This window comes from Flavobacterium sp. Leaf82 (assembly GCF_001422725.1).
GTDB lineage: Bacteria > Bacteroidota > Bacteroidia > Flavobacteriales > Flavobacteriaceae > Flavobacterium.
In genome coordinates, this window is the sequence record NZ_LMMA01000001.1 from 740903 (window position 1) to 762156 (window position 21254).

The following is a 21254-nucleotide window of genomic DNA, read 5'->3' on the forward strand; positions in this document are numbered from 1 at the left end:
ACACTATATTTGCACCGTTATTTATTAAAATCTAAATAATGAGGGGACTAAGTGTCCCCTCTTTTTATAAAATTATGACATTTAAAGAAAAAGTAAACGGATTAATTGCGGAGGCTCTTTTAGAAAAGCCATCAATCTTTTTGATTGATCTGGCTATTTCAGATTCTTTCAAAATTAGTGTAGGTTTAGATGGGGATAATGGAGTGGCGTTGCAGGATTGTATTGATGTGAGTCGTGCAATCGAGAATAATCTGGATCGTGAAGAGCAGGATTTTTCGCTTGAAGTTGCATCGGTTGGAGTAGGATCGCCATTGAAATTGACAAGGCAATACAAGAAAAATATTGGTAGAACATTGATTGTTACTACAAATACTGAAAAAATTGAAGCAGAATTAGTAGAAGCTAACGATGTTTTTATAATTTTGTCTTGGGAAGCAAGAGAACCGAAAAAAGTAGGAAAAGGAAAAGAAACAGTTCAAAAAGAGCAACAAATACCTTATACAGAAATTAAAGAGGCAATTGTTACAGTAACATTTTAATTAAAGAATTCGCATGGAAAATTTAGCATTAATCGATTCATTCTCAGAGTTTAAAGATAATAAACTTATTGATCGTGTAACGCTTATGGCAATTTTAGAGGACGTGTTTAGAAATGCATTAAAGAAAAAATACGGTTCTGATGATAACTTCGATATTATTATTAATCCTGACAAAGGAGATATGGAAATATGGAGAAGAAGAGTAATTGTTGCTGATGAAGATCTTGATTTTGAGAACGAAGAAATTACGTTAACAGAAGCTAGAATGATCGAAGCGGATTTTGAAATTGGTGAAGAAGTTTCTGAAGAAGTTAAATTGATTGATTTAGGAAGAAGAGCTATTTTGGCATTGCGTCAAAACTTAATATCTAAAATTCACGAACACGATAATACAAATCTTTACAAGCAATTTAAAGATATTATTGGTGATATTTATACTGCCGAAGTACACCATGTTCGCCCAAGAGTTGTAATTTTGGTCGATGATGAAGGAAATGAAATTGTTCTTCCAAAAGAAAAACAAATTCCATCTGACTTTTTCCGTAAAGGAGATAACGTTCGAGGAATTATTGAAAGCGTTGAATTAAAAGGAAATAAACCTCAAATTATTATGTCAAGAACTTCTGAGAAGTTCTTAGAAAAATTGTTTGAACAAGAAATTCCAGAAGTATTCGACGGTTTGATTACAGTGAAAAATGTAGTTCGTATTCCGGGTGAAAAAGCAAAAGTAGCTGTAGATTCTTATGATGACAGAATTGATCCTGTTGGAGCTTGTGTTGGTATGAAAGGATCTCGTATTCACGGAATTGTTCGTGAGTTAGGAAACGAAAATATCGACGTAATCAACTACACAAGTAATATTCAGTTGTTTATTACGAGAGCATTAAGTCCTGCTAAAGTTTCTTCAATCAAAATTGATGAAGAAAATAAAAGAGCTGAAGTGTTCTTGAAATTAGAAGAAGTTTCTAAAGCAATTGGTAGAGGTGGTCATAATATAAAATTAGCAGGTCAGCTAACAGGCTACGAGCTAGATGTTATCAGAGAAGGTGATGTTGCTAGTGGCGAAGATGATGACGTTGAATTAACTGAGTTTTCAGATGAAATTGAAGGCTGGGTTATCGAAGAATTTGCAAAAATTGGTTTAGATACAGCTAGAAGTATCTTAAAGCAAGAAGTAGAAGATTTAGTAAGAAGAACAGATTTAGAAGAGGAAACTATTCTTGATGTTATGAAAATACTAAAAGAAGAGTTTGATAGCTAGTTATCTGCTCTAACAACACAACGAAAAAGGTAATAATAAAAAGGTTATATGTCTGAAGAGAGAGTAATAAGAATAAACAAGGTTTTAAGGGAATTAAATATTTCGTTAGAAAGAGCTGTTGATTATCTAAAAGATAAGGGAATTGCTATTGATGCAAATCCAAATGCGAAAATTTCTGATAGCGAATTTAATATCCTACAAAGCCAATTTGCGGGCGATAAGGGGAATAAAGAAGCTTCTAAGGAAGTGGGGGAAGAGAAAAGAAAAGAAAAAGAAGCTTTACGTGTAGAGCGTGAAAAAGAAATTGAAGACAAACGCAGACAAGACGAGGAACGCCAAAAACAACAAGAAGTTATAAAAGCGAGAGCTGTTGTAACCGGACCTGTTCAGGTTGGTAAAATTGATTTAAATCCTAAGAAACCTGCAGTTGTTGCTACTCCTGTTGAGGAGCCTGCTAAAGTTGAAGAACCAAAAGCAGTTGTTGCTCCAACTCAACCAGAAAAACCTGTTCAAAAAGAAATTGTACAGCCTGAGCCACCAGTGGTTCCTGTAGTTTCTGAAGAGAAAAAGGTTGAAAAACCTATTATTACTGAGAAAAAAGAAGTAAAAGAAGTAAAAGTGGAAGCTCCTAAAGTTGCTCAGGAACCAGTTGTTTCAACTGATCCGGCAACAGCTGAAGAAACTATTACTACGCAATATCAAAAATTATCCGGAACTACCCTTACTGGTCAAACAATTGATTTATCTCAATTTAATAAACCTAAGAAAAAGAAGGAAGATCCAAAAATTACTCCTAATAAACCGGGAGCTCCAGGAGCTGGAAATAACGCTAATAAAAATAAGCGTAAAAGAATTGCTCCTAAGCCTGGTGCGCCAGGTGCGCCAAAACCTGCTACAGGTAATGCACCGGGAACTCCAAATCCTAATAAAATTACGCCAAATACTGGTGGTGGAGGATTTAATGCTAACAGAAGCGCAAGACCTGGTTTTGTAAAAGGAAACCGTCCGGCAATTGTAGCAAAAGTAGAGCCTACTGAAGAGGAAGTAAAAAACCAAATTAGAGAGACTCTTGAAAAACTTCAGGGTAAAGGTGGAAAATCAAAAGCTGCTAAATACAGAAGAGATAAAAGAGATACACACCGTCAGAAATCTGATGAAGAGCAAAGAGCGCTTGACGAAGGAAGTAAAACTATTAAAGTTACTGAGTTTGTTACTGTAGGTGAAATTGCAATCATGATGGATGTGCCGATTACTAAAGTAATTGGGACTTGTATGTCTCTTGGTATCATGGTAACCATGAACCAGCGTTTAGATGCTGAAACATTAACTATTGTAGCTGATGAATTTGGTTACGAAGTTGAGTTTATTACAGTTGATATCGAAGAAGCTATTGAAGTAGTTGAAGATAAAGAAGAAGATTTAGTTGTAAGAGCGCCAATTGTTACTGTAATGGGTCACGTCGATCACGGTAAAACATCTTTGCTGGATTATATTCGTAAAGAAAATGTTATCGCTGGTGAGTCTGGAGGTATTACACAACACATTGGAGCTTACGGAGTAACTTTAGATAATGGTCAGAAAATTGCATTCTTAGATACACCGGGTCACGAGGCGTTTACCGCGATGCGTGCACGTGGAGCTCAAGTTACCGATATCGCTATTATTGTTGTTGCTGCGGATGATGATATCATGCCACAAACAAAAGAAGCAATTTCTCACGCACAAGCGGCGGGAGTGCCAATTATATTTGCAATCAATAAAATTGATAAACCAAATGCTAATGTTGAGAAAATTAAAGAGCGTTTGGCTAGTATGAACTTACTTGTTGAAGATTGGGGTGGAAAAATTCAGTCACATGATATTTCTGCAAAAGTTGGAACAGGTGTGAAAGAATTACTAGAGAAAGTTTTATTAGAAGCAGAAATCTTAGATTTAAAATCGAATCCAAACAAAGCGGCTCAAGGAACAGTTGTTGAGGCGTTCTTAGATAAAGGAAAAGGATATGTTTCTACAATTTTAGTTCAACACGGAACTTTAAAAGTAGGAGATTATATGTTGGCAGGTAAGCATCATGGTAAAATTAAAGCTATGCATGACGAACGTGGACATATTGTTAAAGAAGCTGGTCCTTCGACTCCTGTATCTGTTTTAGGTTTAGATGGTGCAGCTACTGCAGGTGATAAATTCAATGTATTTGAAGATGAAAAAGAAGCAAAACAAATTGCATCTAAACGTTCTCAATTAATGCGTGAACAATCTGTACGTACACAAAGACATATTACACTTGATGAAATTGGTCGTCGTATTGCACTTGGTCAGTTTAAAGAATTGAACGTGATCCTTAAAGGAGACGTTGATGGATCTGTTGAAGCATTATCAGATTCGTTCTCTAAATTGTCTACTGAAGAAATTCAAATTAATATTATTCATAAAGGTGTTGGAGCAATTACTGAAACTGACGTTATGTTGGCTTCTGCTTCTGATGCGATCATTATTGGATTTAACGTTCGTCCTGCTGGAAATGCGAGACAACTTGCAGATAAAGAAGAAATCGATATCCGTTACTATTCTATTATCTACGCAGCTATCGATGACTTGAAAGATGCAATGGAAGGAATGTTAGCTCCTGAGATGAAAGAAGAAATTTTAGGAACTGCTGAGATCCGTGAGATCTTCAAAATTTCTAAAGTGGGTTCAATCGCTGGTTGTATGGTTATGGACGGTAAAATCATGAGATCTTCTAAAATTAGAGTTATCAGAGAAGGAGTAGTAGTGCATACTGGTGAACTTGTTGCATTGAAACGTTTCAAAGATGATGTTAAAGAAGTTTCTAAAGGTTATGATTGTGGTATTCAAATTAAAGGCTACAACGACATCGAAGAAAGAGATGTTATTGAAGCATACCATGAAGTTGCAATCAAAAAGAAATTGAAATAATATTCAATAATTATAATATAAAGTCCCAATGAAAATTGGGACTTTTTTTATGGCAGTATTTTAAGGTTATAATAATTGTATGAGTTAATTTGGAATAAAAAAAACAGACTTTATCTATTTCAAATTTTAATGTTATTTTTGTTCAAATTATTTAAATATGAAACGATTAATATACTCAGTTATTTTGATTATTGGTATTTCAGTTCAGTCTTTTGCTCAGGAAGATGTGGAAAAAAAATCGCCTCCTGTTGGAAATGCGCTGGCAGGTGATTATTATGGGGCTGATATATCTGGTGTTTCTGAGAGTAAAGCGATTTCGATTGCAGAGCTTGATGGTGTATTGAGGAAGGAAAAAACAGTAAAGAATGTTGCTGTAAAAGGAGTTGTAACTGACGTTTGTAAAAAACGTGGATGTTGGATAACTCTCAAAACTGCTGATGGTTCTTCTTTCTTTGTTAAAATGAAAGATTATGCCTTTTTTGTACCTGTTGCCTTAAAAGGAAAGAATGTTGTTTTGGAAGGTAATGCTGAAAGAGAAGTTACATCTGTCGATGAGTTGAAACATTACGCTAAAGATGCTAAAAAACCGCAATCTGAGATAGATGCAATTACTTCTCCAAAAGAAGAGATTAGGTTTTTAGCGAATGGAATAAAAGTTGTGGACTAATTTAATAATCCAATTTAATAGTATCAAAGTCCCAATGTATCTGGGGCTTTTTTTTATTAAAACAAATCTTATAGATTTTTATCTTTTTTTATCACAGGTTTGAAAGTTGTTTTGCAGTAAAGCTTTGTATTTGGATATGTAGTGTGTTGAATTGTGGATTAATTGTAGTGCTTTTGTATTGTTAATTGTCAATTTTGCCTTTTCTGTAAGGTGTAATTCCTGATGGAGAAGTGTAATATAAGACTTGTTTTGAGTGATGTTTATGTGGAGTTTTTTGTTTTATAATTACCTTTTACTGTTTTATGTGGTTTAAACAAAGTTCGTTCTAAAGCTTAGTAATGACATAAAAAAAAGCGAGATCTAATCTCGCTTTTTTTATATCGTTAAGACATGTTTTATTTGCTGGGTTTGATTAAAAAGACACTTTTGTATCTCTTTTTGATCTCAGCTAAATTACGTTCTGCCTCTATTCTTGTTTTGAAATTCCCAACCATTACTTTATAGTTTGGTGTATTGAAAATTATTGTTCCGTCGATATTGCTATATTCTCTTTTAAAATCAGACAGCGTTTTTTTTGCTTCTTCGCTTTTTCCGCTAAAGATTTGAATTTTATAAGTATCGTTTGTGTTTATTGACGTGTTAATTTTGCGTTTGTCATTGAGTAGTTGATCAAATTTGGGGTCTTGATTGAGTGTTAAATTTTGGTCTTGAGCATGAATATTATATGCTAAAGTAAACATTGTTAATGTTAAGAAAACTCTTTTTGAAGGGGTTAAAATTCTCATAATGTGATGGTTTTTATGCAAAAATAGTATTTAAAATTTGTATGGAAAATATTGATATTATTTAGAATTGATATAAATTGATATTTAAGAGTATTTTAAGGTTTTGAGAATAGTTCATAAGTCGTATTTTTGTGCAAGTTTTAAAAGAAGGTATTAGTTTTTCGTTGATTTACTACAGAAAAAATCATACCAAAAATTAGTAGATAATTATTATACTATATGAAAAAGGTGGGTAACCATAATTCGATCTCAAGAAAATTACTACTTAGCTTATCGCTAACGTTAATTTTCTCCCTAACTTCATTTGCTCAAGATGCTGCTGCTCCGGCGGCGCCTGAAGCTGCTGCTCCGGCTGCTGCTGCGGGTGGTGATCCAGTAAAAGGGAAAGAACTTTTTAATGCAAATTGCGCTGCATGTCACAAATTAGATGCTAAATCAACTGGTCCTGCCCTAAGAGGCGTTGCCGGTAAACATGATATGGCCTGGATTTACAAGTGGGTGCATAACAGCTCTGAAATGATTAAATCAGGGGATGCTGTTGCAGTTAAATTATTTGAAGAAAACAATAAGTCTGTAATGACTTCTTTTCCTCAATTGTCTACAGGTGATATTGATAATATTATTGCTTATACTTCTGAAGTAAAAGCTGAGCCTGCTCCTGGTCCTAATGGTGCAGCAACTCCTCCTGGGACTAATGTTGAAGGTGGCGGAATTTCTAATAACATTATTTTAGGAGCTCTTGCTCTTGTAATGGCTATTTTGGTTGTTATGTTGTTCATGGTGAACAAAGTGTTGACTAAAGTGGCAAGTAATAATGGTATTGTAGTTGCTCCAAAAGAAGCAAGGACTCCAATCTGGAAAGCATTTGCTAAAAACCAATTTTTGGTTTTAGTAACTTCTATATTTTTGCTTTTGGCAAGTGGTTATTTCGTGTATGCATTCTTAATGCAGGTAGGTGTTGATCAAAATTATGAGCCAATTCAGCCAATTCACTATTCTCACAAGATACACGCTGGTGATAACGAAATCAATTGTAAATATTGTCACTCTGCTGCCCGTGTAAGTAAGAATGCTGGTATTCCTTCTTTGAATGTTTGTATGAACTGTCATAAAAACATTTCTGAAGTTGCTGAAACTACAGCTACTGCTGAATATAGCAAAGCTTTTTACGATGCTCAAATCCAAAAATTGTATGATGCAGTTGGTTGGGATAAGGCGAAACAAGCTTATACCGGAAAAACGCAGCCTGTAAAATGGGTTCGTATTCATAATCTTCCTGATTTTGTTTACTTCAATCACTCTCAACACGTTTCTGTTGCAGGAGTTGAATGTCAAACTTGTCACGGTCCAGTGCAGGAATTTGAGATCATGAAGCAATATTCTAAATTAACAATGGGATGGTGTATTGATTGCCATAGAAAAACTGATGTTAAGATGGAAGGAAACGCTTACTATGATAAAATTCATGCTGAACTTTCTAAAAAATACGGTGTAGAAAAATTGACTGCAGCGCAAATGGGAGGTTTAGAATGCGGTAAATGCCACTATTAATCGAATTATTAAGATTTTAATATTTATATACAATGTCATCAAACAAAAAATACTGGAAAAGTGTTGAAGAACTAGAGAATAGTTCTATTGTTGAGGCGCTTAGAAATAACGAATTTGTTGAAGAAATTCCTACTGAAGAATTTTTAGGAAATGCAGATGCTTTAGCTTCATCTGGAACTTCACGTCGTGACTTTTTAAAGTACGTAGGATTTAGTACTGCAGCGGTTACACTTGCTGCCTGCGAAGGTCCTGTTCACAAGTCTATACCATATGTGTTACAACCAGAACAAATCATTCCTGGTGTTGCGGATTATTATGCAACAACTGTTTTTGATGGTTTTGATTTTGCTAACTTATTAGTAAAAACTCGTGAGGGTCGTCCAATTAAAATTGATAACAATACTATTTCTGGAGCTAAGTTTTCAGCCAATGCTAGAATTCATGCGTCTATCCTGTCTTTATATGACAGCATGCGTTTGAAAGAACCTAAATTGGACGGAAAAAATGGTAGCTGGTCTGCTGTTGATTTAAGAATTAAATCAAGTCTTGCTGATGCAAAAGCAAAAGGTGGGCAAGTGGTATTGTTGACAAATACTTTAGCGAGTCCGTCTACTGAAAAATTAATAGCTGAATTCATTGCTAAAAATCCTAATGCAAAACATGTTGTTTATGATGCAGTTTCTTCATCAGACGCATTAGATGCATTCGAAACAGTTTATGGAGAAAGAGCTCTTGTTGATTATGATTTTTCAAAAGCATCTTTAATTGTTTCTGTTGGAGCTGATTTCTTAGGAGACTGGCAAGGTGGTGGATATGATTCAGGATATGCGCAAGGAAGAATTCCAGCAGGACCTAACGGATCTAAAAAAATGTCTCGTCATTTTCAGTTAGAGTCAAACATGACATTGTCTGGAGCTGCTGCTGATAAGCGTATTCCTATGAGTAGCGCTAATCAAAAACAAGCTTTAGTTCAAATTTATAATATAGTTACAGGATCTTCTGTTGCTAATTCTTTAGATGCTAAGTTTAAACCTGAAGTAGTTAAAGCTGCTCAACAGTTAAAACTTGCTGGTACTAAAGGAGTATTAGTTTCAGGTCTTGAAGATAAAAATGCTCAATTATTAGTTTTAGCGATCAATCAGGTATTGGCAAGTGAAGCTTTTAATACTGCAGGTACAAGACAAATTAGAAAAGGATCTAATGCTGTTGTATCTCAATTGGTAAAAGACATGAATGCTGGAAGTGTTCATACTTTGATCATGAGCGGAATTAATCCAGTTTATACTTTAGCTGATTCAGCTTCTTTTGTATCTGGATTGAAAAAAGTAAAAACGTCAGTTGCTTTTTCTTTAAAAGAAGATGAAACTGCATCTATAACTACAATTGCTGCTCCGGCTCCTCATTATTTAGAGGCTTGGGGAGATGTTGTAATTACAAAAGGAACTTATAGTTTAACTCAACCAACTATTCGTCCTATTTTCAATACAAAACAATTTCAAGATGTTTTACTATCTTTAAACGGAACTCCTGGAAATTTCTACGATTATATTAAAGCTAATTTGGCTTCAGTTGTTGTAGGTTCTTCTTGGAACAAAGTTTTACATGATGGTGTTTTTGTTATTGGTTCATCTGCATTAGCTGCTGGTTCTGTTGATTTTAGCGCTGCTGCAAATGCTGTTGCGAAATCAAAAGCGAGTGGTGAATTTGAATTAGTATTGTATACTAAAACAGGTTTAGGAGACGGACAACAAGCAAACAATCCTTGGTTACAAGAGTTCCCAGATCCAATTACAAGAGTTTCTTGGGATAACTATGTTACGGTTTCGAATGCTGATGCTAAGAAATATGACTTATCAAATGAAATTGTTGCAAACGGAGGTTTAAACGGAAGTTATGCTACAATTACTACTGCTGATGGTCTAAAATTAGAAAATGTTCCAGTAATTGTTCAGCCAGGACAAGCTGTTGGTACAGTTGGTTTAGCATTAGGTTATGGTCGTAAGGCTGCTTTGAAAGAAGAAATGGTAGTAGGTTTAAACGCTTACGCTTTATATAAAAATTTCAATAGTGTTCAATCTGTTTCTATTGCTAAAGCAAATGGAGTTCATGAGTTCGCTTGTGTTCAAGGACAGAAAACATTAATGGGTAGAGGAGATATCATTAAAGAAACTTCTCTTGAAATCTTTAATACTAAAGATGCTGAACATTGGAACGAACAACCAATGGTATCTTTAGATCACGAAGAAGTAAAAGCTACAACTGTAGATTTATGGGAATCATTTGATCGTTCTACTGGACATCACTTTAACCTTTCGATTGACTTAAACGCTTGTACAGGTTGTGGAGCATGTGTTATTGCTTGTCACGCTGAAAACAACGTTCCGGTTGTAGGTAAGGCAGAGGTAAGAAGAAGTCGTGATATGCACTGGTTGCGTATTGACAGATATTACTCTTCTGAAAGTACTTTTGAAGGAGATAACGAAAGAAAAGATAATATTGCTGGTTTATCTAGTTCATTATCTACTTTTAACGAAATGGAAAAACCTGGAGATAATCCACAAGTTTCTTTCCAACCAGTAATGTGTCAACACTGTAATCACGCACCATGTGAAACAGTTTGTCCGGTTGCTGCGACATCTCACGGTCGTGAAGGTCAAAATCATATGGCATACAACAGATGTGTTGGTACTCGTTACTGTGCAAACAACTGTCCGTATAAAGTACGTCGTTTTAACTGGTTCTTGTACAACAAAAACAGTGAATTCGATTACCACATGAATGATGATTTAGGTCGTATGGTGTTAAATCCAGACGTAAACGTTCGTTCTCGTGGAGTTATGGAAAAATGTTCTATGTGTATTCAAATGACACAGGCGACTAAGCTAAAAGCTAAAAATGAAGGTCGTCCGGTTGCTGATGGTGAATTCCAAACAGCATGTTCAAATGCTTGTTCTTCTGGAGCAATGATATTTGGTGATGTTAATGATGCTGAAAGTAAAGTTGCTAAATTAGCTGCTGATGATAGATCATACCATTTATTAGAGCATGTTGGAACAAAACCTAATGTGGTTTACCATGTTAAAGTTAGAAATACTTAGAATAAATTATTAATAAGAAACAATATAAAGGATTATGTCGTCTCACTACGAAGCACCCATTAGAAAACCTTTAGTTATAGGTGATAAAACTTATCACGATGTAACTGTAGATGTAGCTGCACCTGTTGAAGGGCCTGCAAATAAACAATGGTGGATTGTATTTTCAATCGCATTAATAGCCTTCCTTTGGGGGTTAGGTTGTATAATTTACACTGTATCTACCGGTATTGGAACATGGGGATTAAATAAAACAGTTGGCTGGGCCTGGGATATCACGAACTTCGTTTGGTGGGTTGGTATTGGTCACGCCGGAACATTAATTTCTGCGGTATTATTACTTTTCCGTCAACGTTGGAGAATGGCGATTAACCGTTCTGCAGAAGCAATGACTATCTTCTCGGTAGTTCAGGCGGGTTTATTCCCAATTATTCACATGGGTCGTCCATGGTTAGCATACTGGGTTTTGCCTATTCCAAATCAATTTGGATCTTTATGGGTAAACTTTAACTCACCGCTACTTTGGGACGTATTCGCAATTTCTACGTATCTTTCAGTATCATTAGTTTTCTGGTGGACTGGTTTATTACCTGATTTTGCAATGCTACGTGATAGAGCGATAACACCTTTTAATAAAAGAGTATATTCTATCCTAAGTTTTGGATGGAGTGGAAGAGCTAAAGATTGGCAACGTTTTGAAGAAGTATCTTTGGTATTAGCTGGTTTAGCTACTCCTCTTGTACTTTCTGTACATACGATTGTATCGATGGACTTTGCTACTTCTGTAATTCCTGGATGGCATACAACAATCTTCCCTCCATACTTCGTTGCTGGGGCAGTATTCTCTGGATTTGCAATGGTAAATACCTTGTTGATCGTTATGAGAAAAGTTTCTAATCTTGAAGCGTATATTACAGTACAACATATCGAGTTAATGAATATTGTAATCATGATTACAGGTTCTATCGTAGGGGTAGCGTATATCACTGAGTTATTCGTAGCTTGGTATTCAGGAGTAGAGTATGAGCAATATGCGTTCTTGAACAGAGCTACCGGACCTTACTGGTGGGCATATTGGTCGATGATGACTTGTAATGTTTTCTCTCCACAATTTATGTGGTTCAAGAAATTAAGAACAAGTATCATGTTTTCATTTATTATTTCGATCGTTGTAAACATCGGAATGTGGTTTGAAAGATTCGTAATTATTGTTACTTCTTTACATAGAGATTACCTTCCATCTTCTTGGACAATGTTTTCACCAACATTTGTTGATATTGGAATTTTCATCGGAACGATTGGTTTCTTCTTTGTATTGTTTTTATTATACTCAAGAACATTCCCTGTAATTGCTCAGGCAGAGGTAAAAACAATTTTGAAAGGAACAGGAGATAATTACATTAGAGAAAGAGCAAATAAAGACACACATCATGAGTAATAAAGTAATATACGCCATTTATAATGACGATGATATTTTGATGGATGCAGTAAAGAAAACCAGAGCTGCTCATCATCATATTGAAGAGGTTTTTACTCCATTCCCAGTTCACGGATTGGATAAAGCTATGGGTTTAGCACCAACAAGATTAGCAATTTGTGCTTTCTTATACGGATGTGTTGGTATTTCTGTTGCAACAACCATGATGAGTTACATCATGATTCATGACTGGCCACAAGATATTGGAGGTAAACCAAGTTTTAGCTTCATTCAAAATATGCCTGCATTTGTTCCGATTATGTTTGAAATGACAGTATTTTTTGCTGCCCACTTAATGGTTATTACTTTTTATATGAGAAGTAGATTATGGCCATTCAAACAAGCTGAGAATCCAGATGTAAGAACAACAGATGACCATTTTTTAATGGAAGTTGCTGTAAATGATAACGAAGCAGAACTAGTTTCTTTTTTCGAAGGTACAGGAGCTGTTGAAGTTAAAGTAATTGAAAAGAATTAATTGTAGCTATGAAAAGGATATATAAAATAACACTTTTAGTTGGTATAACTATTTTAGTTTCATCTTGCCACAATAATTCGGCACCAAACTATCAGTATTTCCCTAATATGTATGAGTCTTTGGCATATGAGCCATATTCAGAGGCAAAGATATTTAAAGGAGGAAAAGAAGGACAACTTCCTGCAGAAGGAAGTATTAACAGAGGTTTTGAGCCTTATGAATATGAAAATTCAACAGCAGGTTATGAATTGGCTAAAGCTAATTTAAAATCTCCTTTGGATTCAATCGAAAGAAATTCCGAAAAAGGAAAAGAACTTTTCGAAATTTACTGTATCAGTTGTCATGGTGCAACTGGAAACGGTAAAGGTAAATTGGTTGAAAGAGAAAAATTTCTTGGAGTACCTAGCTATAAAGACAGAGTAATTACTGAAGGAAGTATCTTTCACGTTGAAACTTATGGTTTAAATGCAATGGGTTCACATGCAAATCAATTAAGTGCCCACGAACGTTGGTTAGTTGCTGACTATGTTCTAAAACTAAAAAGCCAATTATAATTGTTGAACAAACTGATCGTAATAGATATGTATACATTTTCAAGTAAATTAAAAACTTTTTCTATCATCCTAATGGCCCTTGGTATATTAGGAATTGGATATGGTTTTTTAACTGCTCCTAAAGATATTCAAGAAGTTGAAAAAATTCTAGCTGCAGACGCACATGGTTCTCATGGTGCTGCACATGAAGCAACAGCTGAAACTTCACATCAAGAAGCTGGACATCATGAAGCTGCTGAAGCTTCGCATGAATCGCACAAAGGTGGCGAGCATGAAACAGTAAATGCTGCTGATGAGCACAAAGAACATTTAACGCATGTATTGCACCAATTGCAAAACAAGCCTTGGTCTGCTTTATATGTTGCTTGTATTTTCTTCTTGCTACTTTCTATGGGAACTTTAGCATTTTATGCTATTCAACAAGTTGCTCAGGCAGGTTGGTCTCCGGTTTTGTTTAGAGTTATGCAAGGAATCACAGCTTATTTACCTGTAGGTTCAGTTATTTTCTTTATTATTTTAATTCTTTGCGGATTACACTTTAATCACATATTTGTATGGTTAGGTGAAGGGGTTACAGATCCTGCTAGTGCAAACTATGATAAAATTATTGCTGGTAAAGCGGGTTATTTAAACTTTACTTTCTGGATTATCAGAGCAGCTATCTTTTTAGTAGGATGGAACTTATACCGTTACCAATCTAGAAAAAACTGTTTAGCTCAGGATGGAGCTAATGATGATCTATACTACAAAAAGAACTTCAAGTTAACTGCTGGTTTCTTAGTATTCTTTATCGTATCTGAGTCTATTATGTCTTGGGATTGGATTATGTCAATTGATCCACACTGGTTCAGTACTTTATTTGGATGGTATGTATTTGCTTCTTTCTTTGTAAGTGGTATTACTGCAATCGCATTGGTTACTGTATATTTAAAATCTAAAGGATATTTAGAATATGTAAATACAAGTCACATTCACGATTTAGCTAAATTTATGTTTGGTATTAGTGTTTTCTGGACTTATTTATGGTTCTCTCAATTCATGTTAATCTGGTATGCTAATATTCCTGAAGAGGTAACTTACTTCGTAACAAGAATTCAATTATACAATTTACCATTCTTTGGTGCTGTAGTTATGAACTTTGTGTTCCCATTATTAATATTAATCAATACAGACTTTAAACGTCTTAGCTGGGTTATTGTAATGGCTGGTGTTGTTATCTTACTAGGTCACTACGTAGATTTCTTTAATATGATTATGCCTGGTACAGTTGGAGATAAATGGTTTATTGGAGTTTCTGAAATTGCATCTATACTTTTCTTCTTAGGTTTATTTATTTTTGTAGTGTTTACTGCATTGACTAAAGCTCCTTTGTTAGCAAAAAGAAATCCTTTCATTGAAGAAAGTAAACATTTTCATTATTAATATTTAAAGAAGTAAACAGATGACAAGTTTGTTGGTAATTATAGTTTTAGTTTTATTAGCAGTTGCATTATGGCAATTGACCAAGATATTTGATCTTACTCAAGTGGGATCTTCTTCGGACGATTCTCAAGTTGCATCAGATAATGATAATAATATTCAGGGATATGTTATGTTTGGCTTTTTAGCTTTCATATATATATTTACAATTTACGGTTTACTAAAATGGGGTAATTTAGCACTTCATACTCCTGCTTCTGAGCATGGACTTTTAGTAGATAACTTAATGAATATTACTTGGGTTTTAATTTTTGTAGTACAATTTATTACACAAGGTTTATTATATTGGTTTTCTTTTAAAAATAGAGGACATAAAGATAAAAAAGCATTATTCTTTGCTGATAGTAATAAATTAGAAGCAATTTGGAGTATTATTCCATCTGTAGTTTTGGCTTGTTTGATCCTTTACGGATTGTATGCCTGGAACAATATCATGTTTGTTGATAAAGATGAAGATGTAATTGAAATCGAATTATATGCACAACAGTTCAAATGGACTGCAAGATATGCAGGTAATGATAATGTATTAGGAAAAGCGAATGTTCGTTTGATCGAAGGTGTTAATACTTTAGGTGTTGACATGTCTGATAAAAATTCGGCAGATGATATTGTAGTTTCTGAATTACATATTCCAAAAGGTAAAAAAATACATTTCAAAATGCGTTCTCAAGACGTATTACACTCAGCTTACATGCCTCACTTTAGAGCGCAAATGAACTGTGTTCCCGGAATGGTTACTGAGTTTGCTTTTATTCCAACTTATACAACTGCTGAATACAGAGAGTTGCCATTTATGGTAGAAAAAGTAGCAAATATCAACAAACTTAGAGCTGAAAAAAGCGTTGAGTTAGTTGCTAAAGGAGGTACAGCTTTAGATCCTTATACATTTGATTATTTATTATTATGTAATAAAATTTGTGGAGCTTCTCACTACAACATGCAAATGAAAGTTGTTGTTGATACTCCGGAAGATTATAAAAAATGGTTAAGCGAAAAAACTACTTTAGCTCAGGATATTAAAGCGGCAGCAGCTGCTAAAGAACCAGCTGAAGGAGCGAAAGCTACTACAGATAGTACTGCTAAAGATACTGTTAAAGCGGTTATTGATACTGTAAAGGCGGTTATAGCTAAAGTTGCTATGAAATAATATTTATTAAGAAAATTTAAAGTACACATATATGTCAGCAGAAGCGCACGGTCACGATCACGGACACGATCACGAGCACGAACATCATCATAAAGAAACGTTCATTACTAAATATATATTTAGTATTGATCACAAAATGATTGCTAAGCAATACTTAATTACCGGTATTATTATGGGTATAATTGGTATTGCAATGTCCTTGCTTTTTAGAATGCAATTAGCATGGCCAGAAGAGTCTTTTAAAATATTTAATGTTTTATTAGGAGATAAATTTGCACCTGATGGTGTAATGGCAAATGATATTTATTTGGCTTTAGTAACAATTCACGGTACCATTATGGTATTCTTTGTACTGACGGCTGGTTTAAGTGGTACTTTTAGTAACTTACTTATTCCACTTCAAATTGGAGCAAGAGATATGGCTTCTGGATTCATGAACATGATTTCATACTGGTTGTTTTTCTTGTCTGCTGTGATTATGTTGTCTTCTCTATTTGTTGAAGCTGGACCAGCTTCTGCAGGTTGGACAATTTATCCGCCGTTAAGTGCTTTACCACAAGCAATTCCAGGATCTGGAACAGGTATGACTTTATGGTTAGTTTCAATGGCAATATTTATTGCATCTTCGTTAATGGGATCATTAAACTACATTGTAACTGTTATCAACTTAAGAACTAAAGGAATGTCTATGACTAGACTTCCACTTACAATCTGGACATTTTTCGTAACAGCTATCATTGGTGTTATTTCATTCCCGGTTTTATTATCTGCAGCTTTATTATTGATTTTTGATAGAAGTTTTGGTACTTCATTCTTCTTATCTGATATCTATATCGCAGGAGAGGTTTTACATTACCAAGGAGGTTCTCCAGTATTATTCGAACACTTATTCTGGTTCTTAGGACACCCTGAGGTTTATATCGTAATCTTACCAGCGATGGGTCTTGTTTCTGAGATTATGGCAACAAACTCTCGTAAACCAATTTTTGGATACAGAGCGATGATTATGTCAGTTCTTGCAATTGCATTTTTATCTACAATTGTTTGGGGTCACCACATGTTTATTTCAGGTATGAATCCTTTCTTAGGATCTGTATTTACCTTTACTACTTTATTGATTGCAATTCCGTCTGCTGTAAAAGCGTTCAACTGGATTACAACTTTATGGAAAGGTAACTTACAATTTAACCCTGCAATGTTATTCTCTATCGGAATGGTTTCTACTTTCATCACTGGAGGTTTAACTGGAATTATTTTAGGAGATAGTACTTTAGATATTAACGTTCACGATACTTACTTTGTAATTGCTCACTTTCACTTAGTAATGGGTATCTCTGCACTTTACGGAATGTTTGCTGGTATCTACCACTGGTTCCCAAAAATGTACGGAAGAATGTTAAACAAAAACTTAGGTTATATTCACTTTTGGGTAACAGCAGTTTGTGCTTATGGAGTTTTCTTCCCAATGCACTTTATTGGATTAGCTGGTTTACCAAGACGTTACTATACAAATACAAACTTCCCATTATTTGATGATTTACAAAATGTGAATGTTTTAATTACAACATTTGCTCTTATAGGAGGTGCATTTCAATTGGTATTCTTGTACAACTTCTTTAGTAGTATTTTCTACGGTAAGAAAGCAGTTCAAAATCCATGGAAATCTACAACATTAGAGTGGACAACTCCAGTAGAACATATTCACGGTAACTGGCCAGGAGAAATTCCTCATGTATACCGTTGGCCATATGACTACAGTAACCCAAATCATGATGTAGATTTTGTGCCGCAAAATGTACCAATGAAAGAAGGTGAAGAAGTTTTACACCACTAAAAAATACTTTAAAAAGACTGTCCTAACCGACAGTCTTTTTTGTTTTAGTTAAAGTTTTATTCCGCTATTTTAGTATTTTACAAACTGATTACTTTGTCTATCTTTGTAAAATGAATGAGAACCTAGATCCCACTACAAATGGGTACAATCCAGAAGAATTAGATCTTGAAAAAAGATTACGTCCGCTATCGTTTGATGATTTTGCCGGACAAGATCAAGTTTTAGAGAATTTAAAAGTTTTTGTTGCAGCAGCCAATCAACGTGGTGAAGCACTTGATCATACTCTTTTTCATGGTCCTCCCGGATTAGGTAAAACTACTTTGGCTAATATTCTGGCAAATGAACTAGAAGTTGGCATTAAAATCACATCAGGCCCGGTTTTAGACAAACCTGGGGACTTAGCAGGATTGCTTACAAATCTTGACGAAAGAGATGTTTTATTCATTGATGAAATTCATCGTTTAAGTCCAATTGTCGAAGAGTATTTATATTCTGCGATGGAGGATTTTAAAATTGATATTATGATCGAGTCTGGGCCAAATGCCAGAACGGTACAAATTAATTTAAACCCTTTTACACTAATTGGTGCGACAACCCGTTCAGGATTACTGACTGCGCCAATGCGTGCACGATTTGGAATTTCATCCCGATTACAATATTACACTACAGAACTTTTGACAACAATCGTTGAAAGAAGTTCTTCCATTCTTAAAATGCCGATTTCATTAGATGCTGCTATCGAAATTGCAGGAAGAAGTCGTGGAACACCTCGTATTGCAAATGCATTGTTGCGTAGAGTTCGTGATTTTGCACAGATAAAAGGAAACGGAACGATTGATCTCGAAATTGCTCGTTATGCATTAAAAGCACTTAACGTCGATGCGCATGGACTTGATGAAATGGACAATAAGATACTGTTAACGATCATCAATAAGTTTAAAGGAGGACCTGTTGGACTTTCAACTTTAGCAACTGCTGTTTCTGAAAGCAGTGAGACTATTGAAGAAGTTTATGAGCCGTTTTTAATTCAGGAAGGTTTTATTATGCGTACACCACGCGGACGCGAGGTAACGGATAAAGCATATAAGCACCTGGGGAAAATCAACACGAACATTCAGGGTGGATTATTTTAAATTCTATCAAAATGTCTGAAAATAGAAAATATAATTATCCCAATAGACTTTCAATATTAAGATTCTTTCTGGATGGAGAAGGAGTACGTAAAAATCCGATTCCTTTTCATAAAAGATATTTCGATAAATTTGGAGATTCATTTTCTCTTAAAATTGGTTTCTCTAAACATATAATTTTATCAAGAGACAATGAGGTTGCTCAGTATATCTTACAGAAAAATCAGAAGAATTATCATAAATCTAAATTTCAATCCGTATACCTTTCAAAATATTTAGGTAAAGGACTTTTGACTGTTGATGGAGATTTTTGGCTGAAACAAAGAAGACTTATTCAACCTGCGTTTCATAAGCAAAAGATGAATCAATTGGTTGAAAACATGGATCAGACTATTGTTTCAGAGTTAGAAAACTTAGTTGAAGAAAAATCAATTGACCTTTTTCCTGTAATGAGCCAGTTGGCTTTTAATGTAGTGGCGAAGTCATTGTTTCAACTTTCAATTTCAGAAGAAAAGTTAAATCGTATAAAGTATATTATTGAGGAAGTTCAGAATTTTTTAATTAAAGAAATTAGGCTACCTCATAAAGCGCTCTGGTTTTCGTTAAGCGGGCAAGTTAAAAAGCACCTTGAATTAGCAGAAGAAAATAATTCGATAATTAGGGAAATCATTGAACAGAGAGTTCACTCAAAAGACGAGATAAACGATTTGTTGAATATGCTTTTAGAAACTCGCTATGAAGATACCGGAGAAGGTATGTCTGTAAGTCAGTTAGTAGACGAAATTAAAGTTCTGTTTATTGCGGGACATGAAACTACTGCAAATGCTTTGACTTTTACACTTTATCTTCTGGCAGAGAACCCTGATATACAGCAAAAAGTTTTTGATGAAATCACTGAAATTGAATCAACGACTGATGATATAGTAGAACAGCTTCAAAAAATGGTATATACAAATGCAGTTTTAAACGAATCTATGCGTTTGTACCCACCAGCCTGGATTACGGATAGACAAAATGTTACTGATGATACTCTTGCTGGTTTTCATATAAAAAAGGAAACTCTTATCGGAGTTTCTTTCTACGAGTTGCACCGAAATCCTAAATATTGGGAAAATCCGGATGAGTTTATTCCGGAACGATTTCTTGGCGAGCAGAAAAAACAATCTATGCAATATTTTTATCCGTTTGGAGCAGGTCCAAGAATGTGCATCGGATCTGGATTTGCTATTTATGAAATGTGTTTAACTGTTTCTCAAATTGTAAAAAAATACGTGATTAAATCCAATAATAAACCTATTGAATTTAATCCTTTAATTACACTAAAGCCGGTTGGAGTTGAAGTTTTATTCTCTAAAAGATGACAATTAATGCTAAAGAGACATATTCGAAATTTATAAAATCTGAAGCAAAACGCCTTGGGTTTCTTTCTTGCGGAATTTCTAAAGCGGGTTTTTTGGAAGAAGAAGCACCACGCCTTGAAAAATGGCTAAATAATAACCATCATGGTCAAATGGCTTATATGGAAAATTATTTTGACAAACGTTTAGATCCTACTTTGTTAGTTGATGATGCCAAAAGTGTGGTATCACTGTTATTAAATTATTATCCGGAAGAAACTCAAACTGAGGAAAGTTTTAAAATCTCGAAATATGCGTATGGTCAGGATTATCATTTTGTAATAAAGGAAAAACTGAAAGAATTTCTACATTCTATTCAGGAAAATATAGGAGATGTTTCAGGTCGTGCTTTTGTTGACTCGGCACCAGTTTTAGATCGTGCCTGGGCTGCTAAAAGCGGCTTAGGATGGATTGGTAAAAGTGGTAATTTGTTGACTCAAAAAGTAGGTTCTTTTTACTTTATTGCTGAACTTATACTGGATTTAGAATTAGAATATGATCATGCTACAACAGATCATTGCGGTTCTTGTACCGCTTGCATAGATGCTTGTCCTACACAAGCAATTGTTGCTCCTCATGTCGTTGACGGAAGTAAATGCATCTCTTATTACACAATCGAGCTCAAAGAAAATATTCCTTATGAAATGAAAGGAAAATTTGATGAATGGATGTTTGGTTGTGATACTTGCCAGGATGTTTGTCCATGGAATAGGTTTTCGAAACCTCATTCAGAACCATTATTTAATCCAAATCCTGAATTACTTTCTTTTTCTAAAAAAGACTGGATTGAAATTACAGAAGAAACTTTTCGAGTTATTTTTAAAAATTCCCCTATCAAAAGAACCAAATTTGACGGTTTAAAAAGAAATTTAAAGTTTTTACAATAATTTTTATCCTAAAAATCTTACATATAAATCTTTATT

Annotated in this window: 16 protein-coding genes; 15 read left to right on the top strand and 1 reads right to left on the bottom strand. The window is 34.6% G+C overall.

The genetic code is table 11. The features are described 5' to 3' along the window. Positions 1-74 precede the first annotated feature (74 nt). From rimP to ASF10_RS03160, 4 genes are all read left to right on the top strand, one after another. Positions 75-539 carry a ribosome assembly cofactor RimP gene (gene rimP, locus ASF10_RS03145; protein ID WP_056245600.1) on the top strand — a complete coding sequence of 155 codons (465 nt, stop codon included), beginning with the start codon at positions 75-77 and terminating at the stop codon, positions 537-539. Between the two features lie 13 nt (positions 540-552). Beyond that, positions 553-1800, top strand: coding sequence for a transcription termination factor NusA (nusA, locus tag ASF10_RS03150; protein WP_041516381.1), 1248 nt, complete (start codon positions 553-555; stop codon positions 1798-1800). Positions 1801-1848: 48 nt separating this feature from the next. Beyond that, entirely contained in the window at positions 1849-4737 is a 2889-nt protein-coding gene (gene infB / locus ASF10_RS03155; RefSeq protein ID WP_056245281.1) for a translation initiation factor IF-2, read from the top strand. Between the two features lie 157 nt (positions 4738-4894). Then, positions 4895-5404 (top strand): DUF4920 domain-containing protein, encoded by a 510-nt coding sequence (locus ASF10_RS03160; protein WP_056245284.1) that lies wholly within the window; start codon positions 4895-4897, stop codon positions 5402-5404. Between the two features lie 395 nt (positions 5405-5799). Here ASF10_RS03160 and ASF10_RS03165 read toward each other — a convergent pair whose 3' ends face one another. Beyond that, positions 5800-6189: an SPOR domain-containing protein gene (locus tag ASF10_RS03165; RefSeq protein ID WP_056245287.1), complete on the bottom strand. Its 390-nt coding sequence runs from the start codon at positions 6187-6189 to the stop codon at positions 5800-5802. Positions 6190-6408: 219 nt separating this feature from the next. On the opposite strand from ASF10_RS03165, the gene ASF10_RS03170 reads away from it, so the two are divergent. The 11 genes from ASF10_RS03170 (at position 6409) to queG (ending at position 21218) form a co-directional block, all read left to right on the top strand. Then, positions 6409-7740: a c-type cytochrome gene (locus ASF10_RS03170; RefSeq protein ID WP_056245289.1), complete on the top strand. Its 1332-nt coding sequence runs from the start codon at positions 6409-6411 to the stop codon at positions 7738-7740. A 32-nt stretch (positions 7741-7772) separates the two neighbouring features. Then, the gene (locus ASF10_RS03175; RefSeq protein ID WP_056245292.1) at positions 7773-10838 is read left to right on the top strand and encodes a TAT-variant-translocated molybdopterin oxidoreductase; all 3066 of its coding nucleotides are present in this window, start codon (positions 7773-7775) and stop codon (positions 10836-10838) included. A gap of 34 nt (positions 10839-10872) precedes the next feature. Further along, complete coding sequence (nrfD, locus tag ASF10_RS03180; RefSeq protein WP_056245295.1) at positions 10873-12273, top strand: NrfD/PsrC family molybdoenzyme membrane anchor subunit; 1401 nt, start codon at positions 10873-10875, stop codon at positions 12271-12273. Then, positions 12266-12790, top strand: a complete 525-nt coding sequence (locus ASF10_RS03185; protein WP_056245298.1) for a DUF3341 domain-containing protein — start codon at positions 12266-12268, stop codon at positions 12788-12790. The genes nrfD and ASF10_RS03185 overlap by 8 nt, the downstream gene beginning before the upstream one ends. An 8-nt stretch (positions 12791-12798) precedes the next feature. Then, positions 12799-13344 (top strand): c-type cytochrome, encoded by a 546-nt coding sequence (locus ASF10_RS03190; RefSeq protein ID WP_056245302.1) that lies wholly within the window; start codon positions 12799-12801, stop codon positions 13342-13344. Between the two features lie 27 nt (positions 13345-13371). Then, entirely contained in the window at positions 13372-14766 is a 1395-nt protein-coding gene (locus ASF10_RS03195; RefSeq protein WP_056245305.1) for a hypothetical protein, read from the top strand. Positions 14767-14785: 19 nt separating this feature from the next. Further along, on the top strand, positions 14786-15970 hold the full coding sequence (locus ASF10_RS03200; RefSeq protein ID WP_056245308.1) for a cytochrome c oxidase subunit II: 1185 nt from the start codon (positions 14786-14788) through the stop codon (positions 15968-15970). Positions 15971-16001: 31 nt separating this feature from the next. After that, positions 16002-17804: a cbb3-type cytochrome c oxidase subunit I gene (locus tag ASF10_RS03205; RefSeq protein ID WP_056245311.1), complete on the top strand. Its 1803-nt coding sequence runs from the start codon at positions 16002-16004 to the stop codon at positions 17802-17804. 110 nt (positions 17805-17914) lie between these two features. Further along, positions 17915-18937, top strand: a complete 1023-nt coding sequence (gene ruvB / locus ASF10_RS03210) for a Holliday junction branch migration DNA helicase RuvB (RefSeq protein WP_055096839.1) — start codon at positions 17915-17917, stop codon at positions 18935-18937. 11 nt (positions 18938-18948) lie between these two features. Continuing rightward, positions 18949-20295 carry a cytochrome P450 gene (locus ASF10_RS03215; protein ID WP_056245313.1) on the top strand — a complete coding sequence of 449 codons (1347 nt, stop codon included), beginning with the start codon at positions 18949-18951 and terminating at the stop codon, positions 20293-20295. Then, on the top strand, positions 20292-21218 hold the full coding sequence (gene queG, locus ASF10_RS03220) for a tRNA epoxyqueuosine(34) reductase QueG (protein WP_056245315.1): 927 nt from the start codon (positions 20292-20294) through the stop codon (positions 21216-21218). The genes ASF10_RS03215 and queG overlap by 4 nt, the downstream gene beginning before the upstream one ends. Positions 21219-21254 lie beyond the last annotated feature (36 nt).